The 20,981-nt window shown below is 67.1% G+C and carries 11 protein-coding genes; 6 read left to right on the forward strand and 5 right to left on the reverse strand.

Going from position 1 to position 20,981, the window contains the following annotated elements:
* Window positions 1–8 precede the first annotated feature (8 nt).
* Window positions 9–206: a hypothetical protein gene (locus ACXAHD_RS12995; protein WP_281553410.1), complete on the reverse strand. Its 198-nt coding sequence runs from the start codon at window positions 204–206 to the stop codon at window positions 9–11.
* Window positions 207–529: 323 nt separating this feature from the next.
* On the opposite strand from ACXAHD_RS12995, the gene ACXAHD_RS13000 reads away from it, so the two are divergent.
* Window positions 530–1,831 (forward strand): aKG-HExxH-type peptide beta-hydroxylase, encoded by a 1,302-nt coding sequence (locus ACXAHD_RS13000; protein WP_475050797.1) that lies wholly within the window; start codon window positions 530–532, stop codon window positions 1,829–1,831.
* Between the two features lie 141 nt (window positions 1,832–1,972).
* On the opposite strand, the gene ACXAHD_RS13005 is transcribed toward ACXAHD_RS13000, so the two are convergent.
* Together ACXAHD_RS13005 and ACXAHD_RS13010 are read right to left on the reverse strand one after the other, a co-directional pair.
* Complete coding sequence (locus tag ACXAHD_RS13005; protein WP_281567447.1) at window positions 1,973–5,770, reverse strand: RICIN domain-containing protein; 3,798 nt, start codon at window positions 5,768–5,770, stop codon at window positions 1,973–1,975.
* A gap of 60 nt (window positions 5,771–5,830) precedes the next feature.
* A complete protein-coding gene (locus tag ACXAHD_RS13010; protein ID WP_281567446.1) occupies window positions 5,831–7,846 on the reverse strand; it encodes a glycosyltransferase family 2 protein in 2,016 nt (671 codons plus the stop codon).
* Between the two features lie 147 nt (window positions 7,847–7,993).
* Here ACXAHD_RS13010 and ACXAHD_RS13015 point away from each other — a divergent pair, with 147 nt between their 5' ends.
* Complete coding sequence (locus tag ACXAHD_RS13015) at window positions 7,994–9,061, forward strand: glycoside hydrolase family 6 protein (protein WP_281553416.1); 1,068 nt, start codon at window positions 7,994–7,996, stop codon at window positions 9,059–9,061.
* Window positions 9,062–9,073: 12 nt separating this feature from the next.
* Here the strand turns inward: ACXAHD_RS13015 and glxA are convergent, their stop codons facing one another.
* On the reverse strand, window positions 9,074–11,017 hold the full coding sequence (gene glxA / locus ACXAHD_RS13020) for a radical copper oxidase GlxA (protein WP_475050799.1): 1,944 nt from the start codon (window positions 11,015–11,017) through the stop codon (window positions 9,074–9,076).
* Window positions 11,018–11,148: 131 nt separating this feature from the next.
* Window positions 11,149–12,000 (reverse strand): hypothetical protein, encoded by an 852-nt coding sequence (locus ACXAHD_RS13025; protein ID WP_475050801.1) that lies wholly within the window; start codon window positions 11,998–12,000, stop codon window positions 11,149–11,151.
* Window positions 12,001–12,180: 180 nt separating this feature from the next.
* Here ACXAHD_RS13025 and ACXAHD_RS13030 point away from each other — a divergent pair, with 180 nt between their 5' ends.
* The 4 genes from ACXAHD_RS13030 to ACXAHD_RS13045 all read left to right on the forward strand — a co-directional run bounded on the left by ACXAHD_RS13030 (window position 12,181) and on the right by ACXAHD_RS13045 (window position 20,942).
* Complete coding sequence (locus ACXAHD_RS13030) at window positions 12,181–15,684, forward strand: DEAD/DEAH box helicase family protein (protein WP_475050803.1); 3,504 nt, start codon at window positions 12,181–12,183, stop codon at window positions 15,682–15,684.
* The gene (locus ACXAHD_RS13035) at window positions 15,681–17,072 is read left to right on the forward strand and encodes a restriction endonuclease subunit S (RefSeq protein WP_281567443.1); all 1,392 of its coding nucleotides are present in this window, start codon (window positions 15,681–15,683) and stop codon (window positions 17,070–17,072) included. Before ACXAHD_RS13030 ends, ACXAHD_RS13035 begins: the two co-directional genes overlap by 4 nt.
* Entirely contained in the window at window positions 17,069–18,568 is a 1,500-nt protein-coding gene (locus tag ACXAHD_RS13040; protein ID WP_475050806.1) for a type I restriction-modification system subunit M, read from the forward strand. Before ACXAHD_RS13035 ends, ACXAHD_RS13040 begins: the two co-directional genes overlap by 4 nt.
* A gap of 109 nt (window positions 18,569–18,677) precedes the next feature.
* Entirely contained in the window at window positions 18,678–20,942 is a 2,265-nt protein-coding gene (locus ACXAHD_RS13045) for an HD domain-containing protein (RefSeq protein WP_475050808.1), read from the forward strand.
* Window positions 20,943–20,981 lie beyond the last annotated feature (39 nt).

Genomic DNA, 20,981 nt, shown 5'->3' on the forward strand with positions numbered 1-20,981 from the left:
TCTTTCGATCATGAGGGTTGTGCGGCGCTGCTCGCCGGATCGCCATCGTGCTGACCAAGGAAGAAGGCGATCGGATTCAATCGTTCGTCGAGTAGATGATCGAGGGAGATCTGCAGGGCATCTGGTGGCATCTCGGACAGTGTGTGCAGGTCGACGTCGGTGAGGTCGACGAGAAGTGTCTCTTGCTCGTGCCGATCTTGGGTCATTCGCCGGTCCTGTCTGCCGGGGGTGCCCTGTTGCGCGGGAGCATCGTCGCTCGCTGCGGCGTGGAACGCCAATCGTAGTGCAGATCGCCGAAATCCTCACCGACGTCGCGCAGTCTCTGTGGACGCTGCGGGAAGTCGGATCCACGACTGTTGGGCAGTCAGGCGGGTCAATGCCACTTCCCCAGATGATCGACCTTGCGCTCCACGTGGCGGCAATGATGTGCGATCATCGATGAATAGGTGGGGCGAACATTGCGGTAGCAAGTCGGTAACCAGGAGCTTCGGGAGCAGGCATGATCCAACCGCACCGATTCTCGAGGAACATGCTGACTGAGTTCGCGCAAGGTGGTGGTGCACCCGCCGGCATCCGGGTCCTCGCCGGACTGCAGAACAGCCGCAGCAGACTGTTCTGCTGGATGCTGCCCGACCTCTCGCGACGGACCAGCCACCCGGAAGCAAGACAGACCATGTACGCATACCGCCTGCTGGCTGATCTCGAGCGAGACTCGCCCACTGCGGTGCACGACGTACTCTGCTATCCGGCGGTCGGGGCCTGGCTGGGCCGCACCGTGGCGGCGCTGTCCAGCCACCGACCCGCTCACCCGGGCCGACTCGCCCTGGTCGCGGCCGCAGTGGCGGCACGTTGCGGGGCCACCGCCGAGGTACCGGTCGGCCCAAGTCGTTCCGACCACGGCATCGTGCTGCCGTCCCTGGGCATCGCGACCCTGCCGGGAGGCAGCTGCGACCCGCTACGCGTGCGGCCCGCGGACGGTGACCTGGCGCTGCTGGAACGGGCCGGGCGGCAGGTGATTGTTCCCACCCCGACGGCTCACCGGTCTGCGGCTGGGGACAGGCCGACCTCGCGGGACTGGGACGGTCTCCCGCAGGTGCTGATCCGCCGGCAGGTCACCATCGACGGTTCGGGGTGGCAAGGGCTCGGCAACGACGAACCAGGGTGGCCCCGTACCGTCGACGAGCGTCACCTCGACCTGCGCCGCTGGACCGGCGGTGTCCGCGCTGGCTGGCTGCTGCTCGCCGAACATCATCCCGAGGTCGCGGCGGAGGTCGCCGAATGCGTCACCGCCGTCGTACCGATGCAACTGCTGGGCAGTTCGGTCGGCAGTGCTACCTTCGCGGGCGCGTTCGGTGCCGTCGCGATGTCCTCCCCGGACGACACGCGGACGGTCGCGGTCACCCTCGCGCACGAACTGCAGCACGCGAAGCTGCTCGCCCTGAGCGACGCCCTTCCGCTGATCGTTCCGACGGATGACGACAAGCGCTACTACGCGCCGTGGCGCCGGGATCTGCGGCCCCTAGCCGCGCTGCTGCACGGCGCGTACGCCCATCTCGCGGTCGCCACGTTCTGGCAGCGGCAGCAACGGGTCGAAACCGATCCGACTCACATCCACCTCGCCCAGGTGCGGTTCGCCCGGTGGCGCGCCGCCGTGCGGGACACGTTGCAGGTGATCAGTCGGAGCGGCCAGCTGACCGGGACCGGTCAGCTGCTGGTCGACGGGATGTGGACGACGGCGGACCGGCTCACGCGCGAGCGGCTGCCTGCCGCTGCCCGCCGCGAAGCCGCGGAGATCGCGGCCTCGCACCGCAGTCAGGTCGACGTCGGCTGAGGAAGGTGAACGTCGGTTGACTCTACCGCGCCCGGCGGACCCTGCTGTGGCCCGGAGGTCCCCGCTACCACGGTGGACGGCCCGCCAGGGAATCTCCCTGGCGGGCCGTTTCGCGTACTGGACTCCCGCCCAGCCCGGTGATCAGCTTGCCGCCTCCCACAGCCACGTCTGGATCAGTTGCGGGTCGCCCTGTTCGACCGTGAGCTGATTGCCGACACCATGATCGGACAGGTACAGGTCCTGTGGCACCCCGGCCACGACGGTACGGTTCGCCAGCGTCATCGACATCGACTGCTGGCTCTCGCACCACAGGTAGCCGTCGGTGTTGCCCCGGAAGTGGTGCAGCGCCACCGCCGCCCCGTCGACGGACACCCCGGTCGGCGCGGCGCTCAGGTAGCCGCCGGAGTTGACCAGGTAGGAGCAGTTCTGGCCGTCGGTCTGCCCGGCGGGAAGGACGCTGAACCGCTGGTTGTCGCCGTCGTTCTCAGCGTGCAGGATCGCCGGTGTGCCGTTGGCGGTGCCTCCGCCGGCGATGTCGACCACCAGGTCGGTCTGCTGCAGCGGCGGGAAGTGGTTGATCTCCCGCAGATCGGACATCGACTGCGTGGTCTGGAAGAACCAGCGTTGCTCGGCAGAGCCGTCCCAGTCCCGCCCGGCGACCGAGCGTGCGCCGGGCACCGCCGTCAGCATCTGCCGGGTGACCATGTTGCGCAACGTCCACGTGCCGTCGCCCTGATAGTCGGGCCGCCAGAGCTGATCCGCCGCCTCGTGGGGCCACTCCACCACCGGTGCGTCCGCTGCCCCACCCTCCTGGCCCATGAAACTGCGGGTGACCGGGTGGACCAGCCGGTAGTAGGACGGGAACTCCGCGCTTTCGTCCAACCACCACGGCTGCTGGAAACCCGAATGGAACGGTATGTCGAGGATGCCGTTGCCGATGCGGAAGGGGTCGATGTCGGCGACGTTGGTGGTGCCGGCGTTGCGCAGCACCGCGTTTCCTGGTGGGGTTGGTTGCTCCACCAGCTCCGGCGGGTCGGCTGCGGCTTCCAGGACCAGCCGGAACCGGGCCGGCAGATGATCCGACAACAGGACCTGCGACAAGGTCTCGGAACCGGTGATCCGGGGTATGTTGCCGGCGTCCGGTACGACCGCATAGTCGAGGTACCGCTGTGGATCCGCGGTCGGGTGGGTCGGTGAAGGCGGAGCGTGCACCCGGAACTGTCCGGCGGGCAGGGCGTTGGCCAGACTGTCCGGATCGCGGTTGAAGTCGCCCATCGCGACCCAGTCCAGTGACTGGTTGCCCGGCCCGGCGGTGAGCATCCGTTGTCGGATCGCGCCTAGCAGGCCAGGCATGTCGTTCCCGTTGCCGGAGAAGCCGTGCACGGTGAAGAAGACCGTGCCGCCCACGTTGACCCCCAGCGCCGGTCGGCCGCCCATCGGCGAGGCGACCACGAAAATCCCGTCCGCTGGCACCTGGCTGCGGGTGGCGATGGCCAGGTTGACCCGGCCCGGCCCGTTCGCCGAGGTGTCCGTGTGCAGCCAGTAGAGGTAGCCCTGGGGGCGGCGGGCGGTCCCGCCGTGGCGATACTCCCGCACCGGTGGGAACGTCCCGTTGGCCCGCTGGAAGTCGGCCTGCTGGTGGTCGGTCGGCGGCCCGGCACTGGGCGGTGGTGCACCGGCCTCCTGCAGGGCGATCACCGTGGCACCGCCGGTCACGGCCAGCGGCAGGACTCCGTTGGCGTACTTGTCCTCGTACTCGCCGTCCTGGCCGCTCCAGCCGCCGGACGTGCCAGCGCCCTGCATGTTCCAGGTGGCCGCCTGGCGGACCTCCTCGAAGCGTGGGTCGAGCTGCCCGACATTGATCAGGAACAGCGACGGTTGGCGGTGCCCGGTCACGGCGACTACACCTTTACCGCCTGTGTAGTCGAGGGTTTCCCGGCCTGACCAGTCGGGGATCACCGACCCGGCTGCGCTGAGGTGGCGGAACTGGCGCGGGTGGGTCGGGTCGGAGCCGAAGTGGTAAACCGTTTCGGACGGGTTGGTGGTGCCGGTGACCGAGTACGGCTCGTAGGTTGTGTACGGACCGCCGGGCGTGAGTTGCTTGGACAGTTCGTTGTGATAAAAGACGTTCTGCGGTCCGGCCGACCCGGACCATTTGATCGCCTTGGGCCCAGCCGCCCACCAGATCGGATACCAGGTGCCCTCGTCGACCTGGCCGCCCTCGCCCCCGCAGTTGGCGGTACAGCTGCCCGAACTGTGCTCGTACGGCACCCGCACGGTGTTGTCCTCGAACAGGTTGTACCGTTCCCAGCCGCCGTGCAGGTTCAGATCGGAGTCGAAGTCGTTGCGGAACGCCACATTGCCGCTGGCCGACCACTGGAAGGTGAAGTGCCGCAGGTTGCGGCTGGTGTTGTACGCGTACAGCGAGTTCCAGACGCGGCTGCCGCGCAGGTAGCCGTTGCCGCCCTTGCCCTTGTTCCAGGCACCGTCGAACGTGTTGTCCTCGATCTGCAGGTTGCGGGCGACCTCGGTGACGATGGGGTGGGATCCGGTCATCGTGCCGGTGAGGCCACGGACCCAACTGTTGGCCGCCCATTTGAACAGCACCCCGTTCATGGCGTACTCGGGGGCGAGGTTGCCGTAGTTGTGCACCGCGTCGGCCGGGTCGAGGGCGTAGGTGCCGCCGCCGAGCTTGGGCAGCCCGGTCATCTCCTGGGTGAAGGCGAAGTTCTCCAGTCCGACGCCCTCGACCGCGGTCAGCGGGGTGACCTTGCTGGCGAACGTCGTCCCGGCCGGCAACGGCGGTGAGCCGTCGGAGACCGAGTCGACCGGTAGGTCGTACTCCAGTGGTCGGTCCAGGGTGATCGTCTTGGCTGACGAGTCCACCCGGGTCACCCGGAACATCTGCTGTCGCATATGGAGGTTCTCCATCATGCTGGCGTGTTCGGCGTAGGTGACGCCCTGCTGTTCGTAGAAGTTGACGCTGTTGGCTGCGCCGACCCAGATGTAGCCGCCGGGGGAGAACTTCGACATGTTGGTGTTGCTGGCCAGGTGGATGACGCTCTGCCCGGAGCGGGCGGAGAAGCCCGGGTCGTCGCTGCGGTCGGCGAGCTTCTGCCCGGAGACCCAGTGCTGGTTGACGGAGCCCTCGAACAGGTCCTTACGGTTGGTCGGTGCCGACTGCCACTCGTTCTGGTAGCGGCTCGCTACCTCGCGGGTCTGCACCTTGAACAGTGCCCTGCCCGGCCAGATCCAGCCGCCCTTGCCGATGTCGTTGCCGCTGCCGTAGCTCATCCCGTTCGGATCCCAACGGCTACCGTCGGTGCTGAGGGTGTCGTAGCGGGTGTCGGTGTCCGGCCGGAACACCACCTGGGTGCCGCCGGCACCGGAACCCTGGCCACGAAGTATCAGGAAGTTCGCGTCGACGTAGATCTGCCGGGACACGTCTATCCGGCCGGCCGGCAGGTTGATCAGTGACAGCTTGTGGAAGTTGGCCGACGGCGAGCAGGCGGCGCGGACGTGGTCGATGGCGGCCTGCAGGCCGGCAGTGTCGTCGAGGCCGTCGTCGGCGACCACGCCGAACTCGCCGGCCAGGCGACTCGGGTCGAGGCGGCAGGCCGCGTCGGCGGTGATCAGGTGCTCGCCGGGAAGCGGGTGTCCGCCCTGGTAGCCCACCCGCGACCAGTCGGGCAGTCCGTCGACGCCGCCGCGGATCCGGTTGGTCATGCTGAGGTCCGGGCGACTGGTCGACTGTGGCTCGATCGCGGTCGCTGCGGCGCTGACGGTGGTCGCACCGGTGGCGGTCGCCGGTGTGCCGGCCTGCGCCATCAGCTGTGGACTCCATGTCGGACTGGAGAGCGCGGCCGCGAGTGCGGCGGCTAGCAACAAGCGGGGTGTCATCACCCGGCCAGCCTTGTCCGGCAACTGCCCGTGAGTCATCAGTAGCAGGGTGTATGTTCACCATTCGTCGATTGCGGGTGTTCGTCCCGGTCCGTCGGCTCACCGGCTCCCCATGTCGTTGTCCCGAGGCGACCGGTCGTGCGGCCTGGTCTGCTCGACGGCGTGCGGCCTGGTCTGCTCGACGGCGGGCGGACCGGCCTGCCGGGGTACCTCGATCCGGGGCAGGATCATCGTGGCGGAGACGTCGTCGGGCTGGTCGTCGACCGACCGGCTGGCCAGATGCGCCGCCAGCAGCGCTCGTGGGATCTCCATGGTGATGTCCCCGGCCCGGTCCGGACCACGTACCTCCTCGATCGTCGGTGGTCCGCCGTCGCTACCGCTGTCACCCGTGGGCACCGGGTGGGAACGCCGGCGGAGGTCCCGTCGCCACAGCGCGACCGGTAGCAGACAGATCAGCAGCGCCACGCCGGGCCAGAGCAGCGACGGCAGGCTGGCGTAGTCGCGGGCAACGGCGACCCCGACCGCCGCGGCGAGCACCGCCAACCAGCCCAGGTGCGCCCGGAACGTGTACAAGCCGTCGCTGCTGCTGTGCGCCCCCTTCGGGGTGACCACGAACCGGGCCGGCCGACGCAGCAGCGTACTGACGAACTGCCCGGCGTAGATCGGTGCCGAGATGATCGACATCAGCATGCCCTTGAGCCCGCGGGAACCGGGTGCCTCGTACGGGCTGACGTTGTACCGCCGGTTGTGCAGGTAGAGCCAGAGCGAGAAGGCGGTGGCGTCGGTGTAGAGGGCGAACCAGATCTGCGGTGAGATCGTCATGCCGCTGACGCCGAGAGCCAGGAACAGCACCGCGTTGACGATGCCGAGCAGCCAGGCGACGGCCATCGACGGATAGAAGGTGGTGATCAGGGTGTAGTGCAGCATCCCACCGGCGGACAGCCGGGGGAAGCGCAGCCAGTAGCGGCCGAACAGCAGTTGGAAGGTGCCCCGCGACCAGCGCCGCTGCTGGGAGAAGTAGTCGCTCCAGCTGGCCGGGCCGTCGCCGGCGGAGAGCACGTCCGGGGTGTACACCGACTTCCACCGACGGCCGGTCGACGGGTTGCGGGTGGTGTGCACGGCCAGCCCGGTCGCCATGTCCTCGGTGATCGAGTCGGCCAACCCGCCGATGCTGCGCAACGCGCTGATCCGTACCGCGTTGTTGGTGCCGACCAGCATCGACGTGCCGTACGCGTTGGCGGCTCGCTGGATCACGCTGTGGAACGGGAACTGCTGCGACTCGGCGGCCCGGGTGACGAACGCCTCGCCGTTCTTGTAGCACTGCGGGCCGACGACGTACGCCACGTCCGGGTCGCGGAAGTAGCCGAGGATCCGTTCGGCGAAGTTGGCCAGCGGCACGTGGTCGGGGTCGACGGAGAGGAAGACGTCGTAGCCGTCGCCGTGCGCGTCGACCCAGGCGTTGTAGTTGCCGTGCTTGGTCTTCGCCCGGAACGGTCCGCGCCGCTGGTTGTACCGCTCGATGCCGTTGCGGGTGAAATGTCGCACGCCGAGCTGGTCGCACATCGCCTTCACCTCGGCGTCGTCGCCTTCGTCGAGCAGCCAGATGTCGAAGACGCCCCGGTGCCGGATCCGCTTCGCCGCTCGCAGCGTGTCGCGGACCACCGCGACCGGTTCCTTGCTCGGCACGATCGTGGTGAGAAAGGCGACCCGCAGCCCTCGGGGCGGGACCACCGGCACCGGATCCCGCGCGATCACCGAGGCCAGCGACAGCGACAGTACGTTGACCAGCCGTAACGCCTCGACGACGGCAATGGAGCAGATGACGAAGACATTGGCGAGCCGGGCAGCCTCGGCCACCGGACCGGGATTGGTGTCGGCGAAGTGCCCCGGCTGCAGCAGCCAGACGAAGAAGAACACCTCGAAGCAGATGTTCGCCAGCGCGATCAGTACCGCGGTGACGATCTGCCGGCTACCGTGCGCTCCATGCATGCTGCGGTAGCGGACCCGGTACGGCACGCCCTCCGGCGGATCGGTCAGCGAACCAGCGAGCCGGCTATAGGATTCGAGTCGAGCCCAGGACCGGCCGTACACCGGGATGTCGAATGGTTCCGCCACAAGCAGCAAGCCGCCCCGCAGTCGTGCCCACCGGCCGCACGCCCCGACCGACGGTTTCGTCGATCCTATGGCACCGGGGAAGTCTGCCCGAATCAGCCAGTTGAGCTAGTCTCGGCCGTGCTTTACGCCACTGACGGAGGACGAACGGTGCTGTGGTCGATGGTCCGCCGGTCGACGTCCGCGCTTTCCGTCGGCTCGCTCCTGGCGTTGCTGGCTGGTTGCGGCACAGCCCCGACGGAGCCGGCCGGTGATCTCGGCGACCAGATCACCGATGCCCGCACCACTGGCGCCAGCGGCCCGCCGGTCGCGGTGCCGCTCGCCGGAGCGGAGCTGTTCGTCGACCCGACCGGAGCCGCCGCCGACCAGGTCACCGCCTGGGTGGCGGCCGGCCGCACCGGTGACGCCGACCGGCTCCGACGGATCAGTGAGCAGCCGACAGCGGTCTGGGTCACCAGCAGCACCACCGCGGTACGCGCCGGCGTCGACACCGTGCTGACCCGGGCCGACGCTGCCGGCGGCATGCCGGTGCTGGTGGCGTACCACATCCCGGACCGGGACTGCGGCAGCTTCAGCGGCGGCGGTGCGGTCGACGGCGACGACTACCGGGCCTGGGTCCGGGAGTTCGCGGCCGGAATCGCCGGTCGTCCGGTCACGGTGATCGTCGAACCGGACGCTGTGGCGCACAGCCTGGACAGCTGCGGCGCGGGCTCCGCCGACGAACGGTTCGCGTTGCTCGCCGATGCGGTCGCCGTGCTCAAGCAGACCGGCAGCGCCCAGGTGTATCTCGACGCCGGCCACGCCCGCTGGGTCGCCGACCTGCCGAGGTTGGCCGACGCGCTGCGCCGGGCCGGGATCGGGCAAGCCGACGGCTTCGCGCTCAACGTCTCCAACTTCATCGGTACGCAGGAGAACGTCGACTACGGCCGGCGGCTGTCCGACGAACTCGACGGGCGTACCAGGTTCGTCGTCGACACCAGCCGCAACGGCGCCGGGCCGGTCGACGGTGCCACCGTCGACGGTGGTCCGTCCTGGTGCAACCCGCCCGGCCGGTCACTGGGGGAATCACCGACTACGACGACCGGACTGGACCGGGTCGACGCCCTGCTGTGGATCAAACGTCCGGGGGAGTCCGACGGCGATTGCCGGCCGGGTGAGCCGCCCGCCGGCGGGTGGTGGCCCGAGTACGCCCTCGAACTGCTCGGCAAGGCGGGGTGAGTGACCGCCCGCTCAGCGCACCATCACCGGTACGCCGACCGACGGCACCCCGTCGGTGTCGATGGCGAACAGCAGGTACGGCCCGGACGGCAGGATCGTCGCCTCTTCCGGCAGGCTCAGCTCCAGTCGTCCCGTGCTGGCAGGGGTGAAGTCGATTGCCACCGACCGCTGCTCGTTGTTGAGCATGTGGGTGGCGGCACCCGGCCGGATCAGCCGCACCCGGTCGATCCGGTCGGCGTGCGGGCTGATCACTGTGACGCTGCCGCCACGTTCGATCCGCTCCGGCACGCTGCCGAGGACCGGACGCACACCGCCGAACAGGTACGGCGGGGAGTACAGCTCCAGCCGCTGCTCGAACTCACCGCTGATGCTGTTCTTGGCGTCGCGGAACAGCGGGTCGGAGCCGACGGTGAGCACCCGGCCGTCGGGCAGCAGCAACGCCGCCGAGTGGTAGTTACGACCGACATGGGGGTCGGCGGCAACCGTCAGAGTGTTGCTGTCCGGGTGGAAGATCCGGGCGGTGTGGTTGTCGCTGAGGCCGCGACCCCGGTAGTCGCTGGCGCCGTTGGTGATCAGCACGGTGTCGTCGGGCAGCTGCACCAGGTTGGGGTAGCGGGTCCCGTCCGGCAGGTCCGGACCGGGGGTGAACCGGGGGTTGTCCGAGGTCAGGTCGATGAGGTCGATTCGGTCGCTGGACAGGGCCGACTCGCCGACCCCGCCGCCGCCGACGACCATGATCCGCTGCTCCTGCACCGGGCCGGCCCAGGCGCTCATGCTGGTTTCCAGTTGGTCGGTGTCGCGTAGCCCGTCGACCTCGGTGAACGTGTTGTCGCTCAGGTCCCACAGGCCGGGTTCGCGGCCCTGGTCGTCGGGTCCGTAGCCGGCGTTCGATCCGGTGTAGAACAGCAGGTCGGGCGTTGCGGTCTGGAACAGACTGGGGTACGTCGGGAAGTACCGTTCCAGGTCGGGTCGCAGGGTCCAGCTCCTGGTCTGCGGGTCGTAGGTTTCGTGCTGCGTGCCGTCGAGGACCTGGCCGCTGCCGTCGAGCCCGGCCACGGTGAGCACCTGCCCGTCGGGCAGCGTGGTCAGCGTCGGGTACCAGCGTTTGACGTGCATGTCGTCGACCCGCTCGTACCGTTCGGTCCACGGGTTGAACTCGAACGCGGCGTCGAGTCCCTGGTAGTCCTGCTTGTCCATGGTGATCGCGTCGGCCAGGCCGTAGATGTCCTGCACCTCGTCGCCGACCAGGCCGTTGACCCGGTACTGGGTCTGCCGTTCGACGACGTACTCGTCGCCGAACCCGGCAGCGTCGACCCACACCTCCGTCTCGCTTGCGGTGACGACGACCCGGCCCGCCGGTCCGTCGGTCTTGGTGGCCGGCGGTACGACGAAGTCGTGCCCGGCGGAGTAGCGCCGCCCGTCCGGGGCGACGAACTCGGTGCCCTTGACGAAACTGCGCGGACCGCCGTCCGGGGACTCGTTCTTGACCAGCATGGTGCCGCCGGCCCGGTCGATGTCGGGTTCGAGGACCTCGTACCGCTGGGTGCCGCCGGCGACGAGCAGGTTGCCGTCGGCCAGGAACGAGTGCCCGGAGCAGAACAGGTCCTCCGGGGTCGGCACGAGTTCGGTCCGCTCGGTCGCCGGGTCGAACAGCAGGGTCTTGAACGTGCCGGCGTCGAACTGCTCCCGGTCGTTGCCTGAGCCGGCGATCAGCAGCACCTTGCCGGTGGGCAGCAGCGCGGCGTGGATCGCGTTGACCCGCTGGTCCTCGGGGAGTTCGAGGACCTGCCAGTAGCCGTGCTCCCGCTGGTACTCGGCGCTGTTGAGCTTGCGCTCGTGCAGCCAGTCACTGGCAAAACCGTACAGTGGTGGCACGTTCGCGCTGAGTAGTATCGCTACGCCGAGTACGGGTAGCAGGACGCGGTGGCGCAGGGTTGCGGGGGTAGGCCACTTCACCCGCTGCACGCTAGCCGCCGCAATCGCCACTGTGGAGCGGCCGACCGGGCCGGCGAGCCCGACCGCCCGCCGCAGCGGCGGTGGGTCATCGGCCCAGTCGTGGTCGGCCGTTGGGACTACACCCGGTCGAACTACTCGCTCTGCTCCCGGATCGTCTCCGCCGCGTCGAGCAGCTCGCCGATGGTGCGCGGTTTGCTGCCGGCAGGGTCTGCCGCCGCCGTGCCGGTGTCGGCCCGGAACCGCTGCCGTAGTTCGGCGGTGACGGCCAGCCCGTCGCCCTGCAGCAGGCCGAGCAGCGCGGTGTCCTTGTCGGCGGAGGGCAGCTGAGCGATCCAGTCGGCCAGCCGGGCCGGGTCAGCGGCGGCGCCCGCGGCCTCCGGGGCACTGCCCTGCGCCGCGGCGGCGATCAGGTCGGGGTCGATCCGCAGGAACTCGGCGAACTCGTGCAGCGCGCCGGTCAGGTCACCGAGCCCGGCCGGCACCGCCGGTTCGGTCGCCTCGTCGCCGAACTCCCCGTCCTGGATGAGGAACAGCCAGGCCAGGTAGAGGGCACGGTAGTCGCCGGCCGCGAGCTGGTCGCGGACGCCGACGATGCTGGCGAGCCAGCCCTCACCGTCGCGGTCGAAGTCCTCGACGCCGTCGGGGTCCTCGCTGAAGAAGTTCAGGATGAGGTTGTCGCCCGACTGGTACGCCTCGGCCGGCTCTGCCCAGCAGTACTGCTGGGCGGTCCCCAGGTCGAGCAGCCGCAGCGGCAGCCGCAGCACCAGCTGCCGGGTGCCCCAGTTGGTGATGTAGAGGTGCGCGTCGAAGTACTCCTCGACCATGGCGAGCGGATCGCCGCCGAAGCTGCCGAAGTGGTACACGTTGGTGAAGCTGGTACGGGTGATCTCCGCCCGGGTGGACAGCGTACGGAGCTCAGCCATCTGCTGCTCGTCGAGTGGCCGGTCGATGGCACGGAAGTCGTAGTACTGGTACTCGCTCACCCGGCCATCATTCACCGGGTCGCTGCCGGCTGCTGCCCGGGGTCAGTCCCGCAACCACCTTGACGGACCGGCGGAGCCTGCCCGATCGGTATCGAACAGATACTTTCCGGCCGATGCCGTGTCGGCCCGAGCATGGATAGGCTCTGGCGTTCTACATCGGTCGTACCCCTGTGGAGAGTTGTGGATCATCAACGAATCCGGCGTCTCGCCAACCAGTCCGCCAACTTCGGGTTCCTTGTGGATCATGGATTGCTGGTCTGGTACGGCGTCGGCGCCGAGTCGTTGATCTACGTGGACGCCCAGTCGTCGATGTTCAAGGCGCGGGCGTTCGGCGACACTCTCGCCCGTGAGCTGGTGAATCGCACCGGCACCAAGGCCAGCAGTGACAGGTTCGTCGACCAGGTGCAGGCACTCAACGCCAACGGCGTACTCACGCCGAAGATCAACGAGGCGTTCACCCGGCTGCGCAAGGTCGGCAACCAGGCCGTGCACGACCACCTCGACCAGGTACGGACCGCGCTGGAGCTGCTGCGCGACTGCTTCGAGCTGGGGGTGTGGTTCCACCGGGCGTTGACCGACGACCGCCGCCCGATCGGTTTCGTGCCGCCCAGCCCGCCACCGCAGCAGGTGCCACAGCACATCGTCGTCGGCCTGCAGGCCGAGCTGGACCGCTACCGCCAGGAGCTGGCCGAGGCGAAACTTCTGCTCGACGGACAGCCGTCGGTGGCGGCGGCGCAGGCTGCGGCGGAAGCCGCTGCCGACCGGGCAGTCACCGAGTCGGCGGCCCGCCGTACGGTCGCCGCCGAGCTGGTCGCGGACCTGGAGCCGCAGATGACGGTGGCCAGTGCGGAGTTCGCCGCCCGTGCGCCGGCGAAGGTGTCGGCGGCGAAACGCGAGGCGTTCATCAGCCGCGCCCGGCGCGCGTCGGCCGAGCCGCTCAACGAGGTGCAGACCCGGGTCGAGATCGACCGGCAGCTCATCGCCGCCGGCTGGCAGGTCCAGGACGAAACCCAGATCAATCTGTACGCGGGGACCGGGGTCGCCGGTGTCGCCGTACGGGAGGTCACCCTGGCCACTGGCCGGGCCGACTACCTGCTCTACGTACAGCAGAAACTGGTCGGGGTGATCGAAGCCAAGCGGGAAGGCACCGCGCCGCGTGGGGTGGAGGCGCAGCTGGACCGCTACCTGCGCGGGCTGACCCGCGAGCAGCGAATCTCCGCCTGGCGGCGGGACGCGCCGCTGCCGTTCGGCTACGTCGCCACCGGCACCGAGACGGCGTTCGTCAACGGGCTGGACCCGCAGCCGCGTACCCGGGAGGTTTTCGCCTTTCACCAGCCGGAGACGCTCGCGCGCTGGATGCGCGAGGCCGACGACGACCCGGCGGCCCCGACGCTGCGGGCCCGGCTGCGGCAACTTCCGCCGCTTGCGGAGGAGGGGCTGCGCCAAGCCCAGATCGACGCGGTACGCGGCCTCGAAGGCGCGCTGGCCGCAGACAAGCCTAGGTCGCTGATCCAGATGGCGACCGGTGCGGGGAAGACGTTCATGGCGGTGACCAGCAGCTACCGGCTGCTGCACCACGCCAAGGCAGTCCGCATTCTGTTCCTGGTCGACCGCAACAACCTGGGCCGGCAGACGCTGCGCGAGTACGCCGGCTACGCCACGCCGGGGGACGGGCGCAAGTTCACCGAGTTGTTTAACGTGGACCGGCTGGCCGGGGCGGGCATGCTCGACTCGTCGGCCGTGGTGATCTCCACGATCCAGCGGCTGTACGGGGCGCTGGTCGGCCGGGAGCTGCCGGACGCCGACGTCGACGACCAGGCGTACGACAGCTATGAGCTGGACGAACCGGCGCAGGTCGCCTACAACCCGGCCATCCCGCCGGAGGCTTTTGATCTGATCATCGTGGACGAATGCCACCGGTCGATCTACGGCAAGTGGCGGGCGGTGCTCGAGTACTTCGACGCCTTCATGGTCGGGCTGACCGCCACGCCGGTGAAGCAGACCCTCGGCTTCTTCCGACAAAATCTGGTCTCGGAGTACACCTACGAGCAGGCGGTCGCCGACGGGGTCAACGTCGGCTTCGACGTCTACCGGATCCGCACCGAGATCACCGACGCCGGCTCGACCATCGAGGCGAAGACGGTGGTGCCGCTGCGCGACCGGCGCACCCGCGCCGAGCGCTACCAGGAGCTGGAGGAGGACTTCAGCTACGTCGGTAAGGACGTCGGCCGCACGGTGATCTCCCGTGGCCAGCTGAAACTGGTGCTGGAGACCTTCCGGGACCGACTCTTCACCGAGATCTTCCCCGGCCGCACGACCGTACCCAAGACGTTGATCTTCGCTCGGGACGACAACCACGCCGAAGAGATCGTCACCATGGTCCGCGACGTCTTCGGCCGCGGCAACGACTTCGCCACCAAGATCACGTACGCGTCGCGGCGCACCGGCGACAACCCCGACGAGCTGATCCAGGCGCTGCGCAACAGCCCGGAGCTGCGGATCGCCGTCACCGTCGACATGATCGCCACCGGCACCGACGTCCGGCCGCTGGAATGCCTGCTGTTCCTGCGCCCGGTCCGCACGGCGACCTACTTCGAGCAGATGAAAGGCCGGGGCGCCCGCACCATCGACGCCGCCGACTTCCAGGCCGTCACCCCGGACGCCCAGGTCAAGGACCGGTTCGTCATCGTCGACGCGGTCGGCGTCACCGAGCAGGAGTTGGACGAGGCGGTGCCGCTGCACCGGCGCACCGAAGCACAGATCTCACTGCGCGAACTCCTCGGCAAAGCCGGCACCCTCACCGCCGACCAGGACGAGGTCGCCACCCTGGCCGCCCGACTGGCCCGGCTAGACCGCCAACTCACCGACGACGAACGCGCCGAGCTGACCGACCTCGCCGACGGCCAACCCCTGGCCGCAATCGCCCGCCGACTCACCGACGCCGTCGCCCCCGAATCGCTGATTCCCGCGCACGAGGCCGGCCCCGACGCGGTACGCGACCTGCTCGCCGAAGCGCTCCGGCCGCTGGCCGCCGCACCGGAGCTGCGGCACCGCATCCTGGAGATCCGCCGCGCCCACGACATCACCATCGACGAGGTCAACCGGGACACGCTGCTGTCCGCCGCCGGGGTGCCGGCCGCCGAACGGGCGCAGAAGGTCGTCCGCAGCTGGCACGCCTACCTCGAAGAACACCGCGACGAGATCACCGCGCTGCAGGTCTTCTTCGACGGCAAAGGCCGGGTCGACTTCGACCAGCTCAAAGAGCTGGCCGCGCGGATCTCCCGACCACCGCAGGCGTGGACGCCGGACCGGCTGTGGGAGGCGTACGAGATGCTCGGCCGCACCGCCGAAGCACCCGGCGACCGAGGCGTCACCGACCTGATCACCCTGGTCCGCTACGAGCTGGGCCTCGACCAGGAGCTGCGCCCGTACCGGTCGGTCGTCGAAGAACGCTTCCAAGGTTGGCTGCTGCGCCAGGAGCAGGCCGGCACCGCCTTCACCCCCGAGCAAGTCTGGTGGCTGGAAAGGATCAAGAACGTGATAGCGGCAAGCGTTGCCGTCACCCCCGACGACCTGGATGGCGCCCCGTTCACCGAACGCGGCGGCATCGACGGCTACATCCAAGCCTTCGGCGCCCAGGCCGAACCCCTCATCACCGAACTCAACCAGGAACTGACCGCATGAGCGACCTACCCCCAGGCTGGGAGTTGGCACCCCTTTCGGAAATCGTTGCCATTAACCAACGGCGCTTCGATGCCGAGCCAGACGACGATGAGCACATCTCATTCGTTCCGATGGCGTCGGTCGAAGCTGAGTCTGGGCAGTTGGATGCTTCGCAGACGGCACCCTACGGAGAGTTGAAGCAGCGATCCCTGACGCGATTTCAGGAAGGCGATGTCTTATTCGCCAAAGTGACACCATGCATGGAGAACGGCAAGATCGCGGTCGCACGTGGTCTGTCGTCCGGTCGGGGTATGGGGAGCACCGAGCTGTTCTCGCTGCGATCCCACGGGGCAATCGACCCTGACTATCTTGCCTACTACCTGCTACAGGACTCGGTCCGGCGGGACGCTGCGCGCGCGATGACCGGGGCCGTAGGGCTCAGACGAGTCCCGCGCGGCTACCTGGAAAATCTTGCCATCCCGGTCCCACCGCTCGCCGAGCAACGTCGAATGATCGGTTCGCTCGAAACGCTGCTTTCTCATTGCGACGTGGCAGTCGCAAACGTCACCTCAAGTGGCGCTCGGCTGAAAATGCTTACGAAGCGCGTGTTGGTTGAGTCGGTGCCGATTACTGGCAGGCCTGGATGGCGAGTGGTGACGGTCGGCCAGGCTGGCAAGGTAGACCTTGGTCGTCAGCGGCATCCCGACTGGCACACCGGGCCGCACATGCGGCCGTACCTCCGGGTGGCCAACGTTTTTGAGGATCGGCTCGACCTGCGCGACGTCATGCAGATGGACTTCCCACCCGAGGTGTTCGAGCGTTTCCGGCTGACGCCTGGTGACATCCTGCTGAACGAGGGGCAGAGCCCGGAGTATCTCGGGCGACCCGCCATGTACCGGGGTGAGCCAGCGGAAATGGCCTTCACCAATAGCCTACTGCGGTTCAGGGCACACGATGGTATCGATCCTGAGTGGGCGTTGCTGGTGTTCCGCAGGCACATGCACGCGCGGCGTTTCATCAAAGAAGTGCGAATCACCACCAACATCGCGCACCTGTCGGCGAGCCGTTTCAAGGAAGTCGAATTCCCCGTGCCACCGATTGAGGAGCAGCGGGCGATTGTCGCGCAGACCAAGGATCGGCTGGACGCACTGGCTCGGCTGGCGGACTCGGTTCAGCTCGCGAAGGTGAGGGCTGGGCGGCTGCGTGAGGCGCTGCTGGCGGAGGCGTTTGCGGGGCGGTTGGTGGAGCAGGATCCGGCAGATGAGCCGGCATCCGAGTTGCTGGCGCGCATCCGGGCGCAACGGGTGGTGGTGCCGAAGCAGCGGGGTCGGCGTACGGCCAAGGAGCTGGCAGCGCCCGCGACCAGGGCGATCGGGACCGATTTTCAGCAGGGAGAGTTGCCGCTGTGAGCAACGTGGATTCGCGCCGGCTGGTGCAGAAGCTGTGGAACTACTGCGACGTACTGCGCGACGACGGGGTCTCCACGATCGACTACGTGGAGCAGCTGACGTACCTGCTGTTCTTGAAGATGGCCGACGAGCGGGCCAACCGGCCGCTCAAGCCGGAGCAGATCGTGCCGGTGGACCTGAGCTGGCAGACGCTGCTCGACAGCGACGGTGTCCGGCTGGAAGTGCAGTACCGCAACATCCTGAGAGGGCTCGGCCAGGAGTCCGGCACGCTCGGCACGATCTTCCGCAAGGCGCAGAGCAAGATCCAGGACCCGGCGAAGCTCAAGAAGCTGATCGTCGACCTGATCGACAAGGAGCAGTGGTCACAGGCCGGCGTCGACGTCAAGGGCGATGCGTACGAGGAGCTGCTGGCCAAGGGCGCGGAGGATGCCAAGTCGGGTGCCGGGCAGTACTTCACGCCGCGTGCGCTGATCGAGGCGATCGTCGACTGCGTGCAGCCGACCCCGGGCGACACGATCACCGACCCGGCGTGCGGCACGGGTGGGTTCCTGCTGTCGGCGTACGACCATATCCAGCGGCACCACGGCGACAGCCTGACCCGCGACCAGGCCCGGCACCTGGCCAACGGTGGGATCACCGGCACCGAGCTGGTCGACGGCACCGCGCGGCTCGCCGCCATGAACATGCTGCTGCACGGCATTGGTACGGCGAGCGGCCCGTCGCTGATCGACGTCCGCGACTCGCTCGGGCGGGAGCCTGACGGCAAGGTCAGCCTGGTGCTGGCCAACCCGCCGTTCGGGCGTAGCTCGTCGATCCGCATGATCGGCGAGGACGGGCGGGCGAGCCGCGAGGAGCGGGAGATCGAGCGCGCCGACTTCTGGGCGACGACGTCGAACAAGCAGCTCAACTTCGTGCAGCACATCGCGTCGATGCTGGAGATCGACGGGCGGGCCGCGGTGGTGCTGCCCGACAACGTGCTCTTCGAAGGCGGGGCAGGGGAGACGATCCGGCGGCGGCTGCTCAAGCAGTACAACCTGCACACCATGCTGCGGCTGCCGACCGGCATCTTCTACGCCGGTGGGGTCAAGGCCAACGTGCTGTTCTTCGAGCGCAAGCGTGCCCGCGAGGAGCCGTGGACCAGCAAGCTCTGGGTGTACGACTTCCGGACCAACCAGCACTTCACGCTCAAGCAGAACCCGCTGCGCCGGGAGCACCTGCAGGAGTTCGTCAGGGACTGCTACCTGCCGGGCAAGGACCGGGCCGAGCGGGTGGAGAGCGAGCGGTTCCGGGCGTACGGCTACGACGAGCTGCTGAGCCGCGACAAGGTCAACCTGGACATCACCTGGCTGAAGGACGCCTCCCTGGAGGACGCCGACGCGCTGCTGCCACCCGAGGTCATCGCACAGGAGATCGTCGAAGACTTACAAGCCGCCCTACGCGAGTTCGCCGCCATTGCCGAAGCGCTCACCAGCCGTCCCCAGCACGGCGCAAGCTGATGCCTGAACCACGGTAGCAGCGTGGGTGCTGATGAGCCGTACTTGTCAGAAGTGTTGCGTTGCAAATCGGAAATGCTGTGAGCTTCGTAATGATTAAGGAGTAGCGTTTATGGCAAGCCTCTCGGATCAGGTGTCCTACGAGCAGTCACCCTTGTGGCGCCGAACGCTCGCTGAGGTTCCCGGGGACGACTGGGCGGCACAGCGCTCGGCGCTAAGGGCAGCATTTCAACAGTTTCGTTCCGTGGTGTCTCCGCTTGCCAATGAAATAGTTCGGTCGATGCCGATGTTCACGGACCATTCAATTTCTCACATCGATTCCTTGTGGGACACTGCATCTATCGTTTGTGGGGACGATTTTCCAATCAATCCGGCTGAGGCTTTTGTTCTGGGTGGCGCATTCTTGATGCATGATCTTGGTATGGGGATGTGTGCCTATCCGGGCGGTTCGGAAGAAGTCATGGCGGACCCTTCGTATCAAGGCCTTCTTGCTGTTGCTACGGAACGACTGAAAAACGCTGAACCTACCGCAGGCCCGGAGGCGGTTGCGGCCGTCGCTCAGAATCAAGCGCTTGTTGAGCTGTTGCGGCGACGTCATGCTGAAAGGGCACCGCAGCTACTTCGGATTCCTTTCATCGCACAGGACGGTAGCGACAATTTCCTGTTGCCGGATCTCAGTCTAAGGCTTGACTATGGCAGCATGATTGGAGAAATCGCCGAAAGCCACTGGTGGGATGTGAGTCGGCTTCGTGAGCTTGACCGAGTGCAGGGCTCCCGTCCCGATCACCCCCCATCCTGGACTGTCGACATTCTGAAGATTGCATGTATCCTGCGACTAGCGGATGCCGTACATATCGACAGCCGACGCGCTCCGAGCTATGTGCATGCATTTCGTCGACCAGGTGGTGTTTCTGAGCACCACTGGGTCTTCCAGGAACGCTTGACGCGGCCTCAGCTAGACGATGACCGTTTGGTTTATACTTCAACTAGGCGATTCGCTGGCGTCGAGGCGCCAGCATGGTGGTTGGCCTATGAGACAATTCAAATGATCGATGGGGAACTGCGTCGTGTTGATGCTCTTTGTGCCGACCTGAAACGGCCTCGGTTCCGTGCGCGATCGGTTGCTGGTGCTGATGCCCCGGATCGCATGGCTAACTACCTGCAGACTGAACGGTGGCGGCCCATCGACGCGCGGATACGGGTGACGGATGTCGACAAGGTGGTCGGCAATCTCGGCGGGGAGAAGCTCTACGGGAGACGCCCAGATGTGGCGTTGCGCGAGTTGATCGCTAACGCTGCTGACGCAACGCTTGCTCGTTCTGCCCGCGAAGGTACAGCGCCAAGTTCCGTCACGATTTTACTTGCCGAGGAAAATGGATCCTGGTGGCTAACCATTGCAGACCAGGGAATTGGGATGCAACCAAGTATAATGGTGTCGGCGTTAACCGATTTTGGTTCATCCAAGTGGCGATCGATTGAGATGCTAAGCGAGCATCCTCAGCTAAGCGGATTTCAGCCTATTGGACGCTTTGGGATCGGTTTTTTCTCGGTTTTCATGATTGCAGATGAGGTGGTAGTCCGTAGCTTGGCGATCGAAGAAGCCGCGCGAGATACTCACGTACTGGAATTTGCTAGCGGCGTCTCGGTTCGACCGTTGTTGCGCGCTGCTGAGCGTCCCGAATGGCTCCGCCATTCAGGTACCATTGTGCGGGCCAGGCTTCGATCGGATCCGCGGTCGGTTGATGGGCTCTTTCGTAGCGCAAGTCGCCGACTTACCCACACGGAGTATCTGCATGCCATGGTTCTGAAGATGTGTGCGCTAGCTCCTGTGAACATCAATGTTCAAGGCCCTGACGATCCGGTCCCAATCCGCTTGGTTGACGCCAATGACTGGGAAACGATCTCCGACTCTGAATTGTTTCGGCGCATCTACTGCAGGCCTGATGATAGTTATGGGCGCAAGCTGAGCCTGGAGGTCTACCGCAAGCGGTTCATAGAGCGGGCAGAACGAGTTTACGATGATCATGGCCAATTGATTGGCAGGGCGATGATGACATCTATGTGGGAGGGGGTTAGCGGGGCGGACTGGTGGGTAGAGTGCATCTCTCACATCTATGTCGGCGGCCTTCGTTCTGATATGCTTCGGCAGTCAATGGGCGTTTTCGTTGGCAGTCCACTAACTGCGGATCGACTGCGGGCATTTCCCACCGCAAAGCCGGAGCAGCTCACGCGTTGGGGAGAGTCGCAGGCTGAAAGGGTTAGTGAGAGTGGGGATACAGGTCTGGCGCAAAGAATGATACTTGGTTCTTTGGGGAGGTCGCTGGGGGCAAACATTCAGGTGGTGCGCGCTGGGATTCCGCGTGGTGGCATAGCGTGATGGCCGGTTGGTTGGTGGCCGCCGGCTGATGTTGACCTG

It is taken from the genome of Micromonospora sp. ABR4_055 (assembly GCF_056160425.1).

What these genes read in the sequence shown, in the direction of transcription:
- ACXAHD_RS12995 (WP_281553410.1), bottom strand. Translation starts at nt 206, where the DNA reads ATGACCCAAGATCGGCACGAGCAAGAGACACTTCTCGTCGACCTCACC.
- ACXAHD_RS13000 (WP_475050797.1), top strand. Translation starts at nt 530, where the DNA reads ATGCTGACTGAGTTCGCGCAAGGTGGTGGTGCACCCGCCGGCATCCGG.
- ACXAHD_RS13005 (WP_281567447.1), bottom strand. Translation starts at nt 5,770, where the DNA reads ATGACTCACGGGCAGTTGCCGGACAAGGCTGGCCGGGTGATGACACCC.
- ACXAHD_RS13035 (WP_281567443.1), top strand. Translation starts at nt 15,681, where the DNA reads ATGAGCGACCTACCCCCAGGCTGGGAGTTGGCACCCCTTTCGGAAATC.
- ACXAHD_RS13045 (WP_475050808.1), top strand. Translation starts at nt 18,678, where the DNA reads ATGGCAAGCCTCTCGGATCAGGTGTCCTACGAGCAGTCACCCTTGTGG.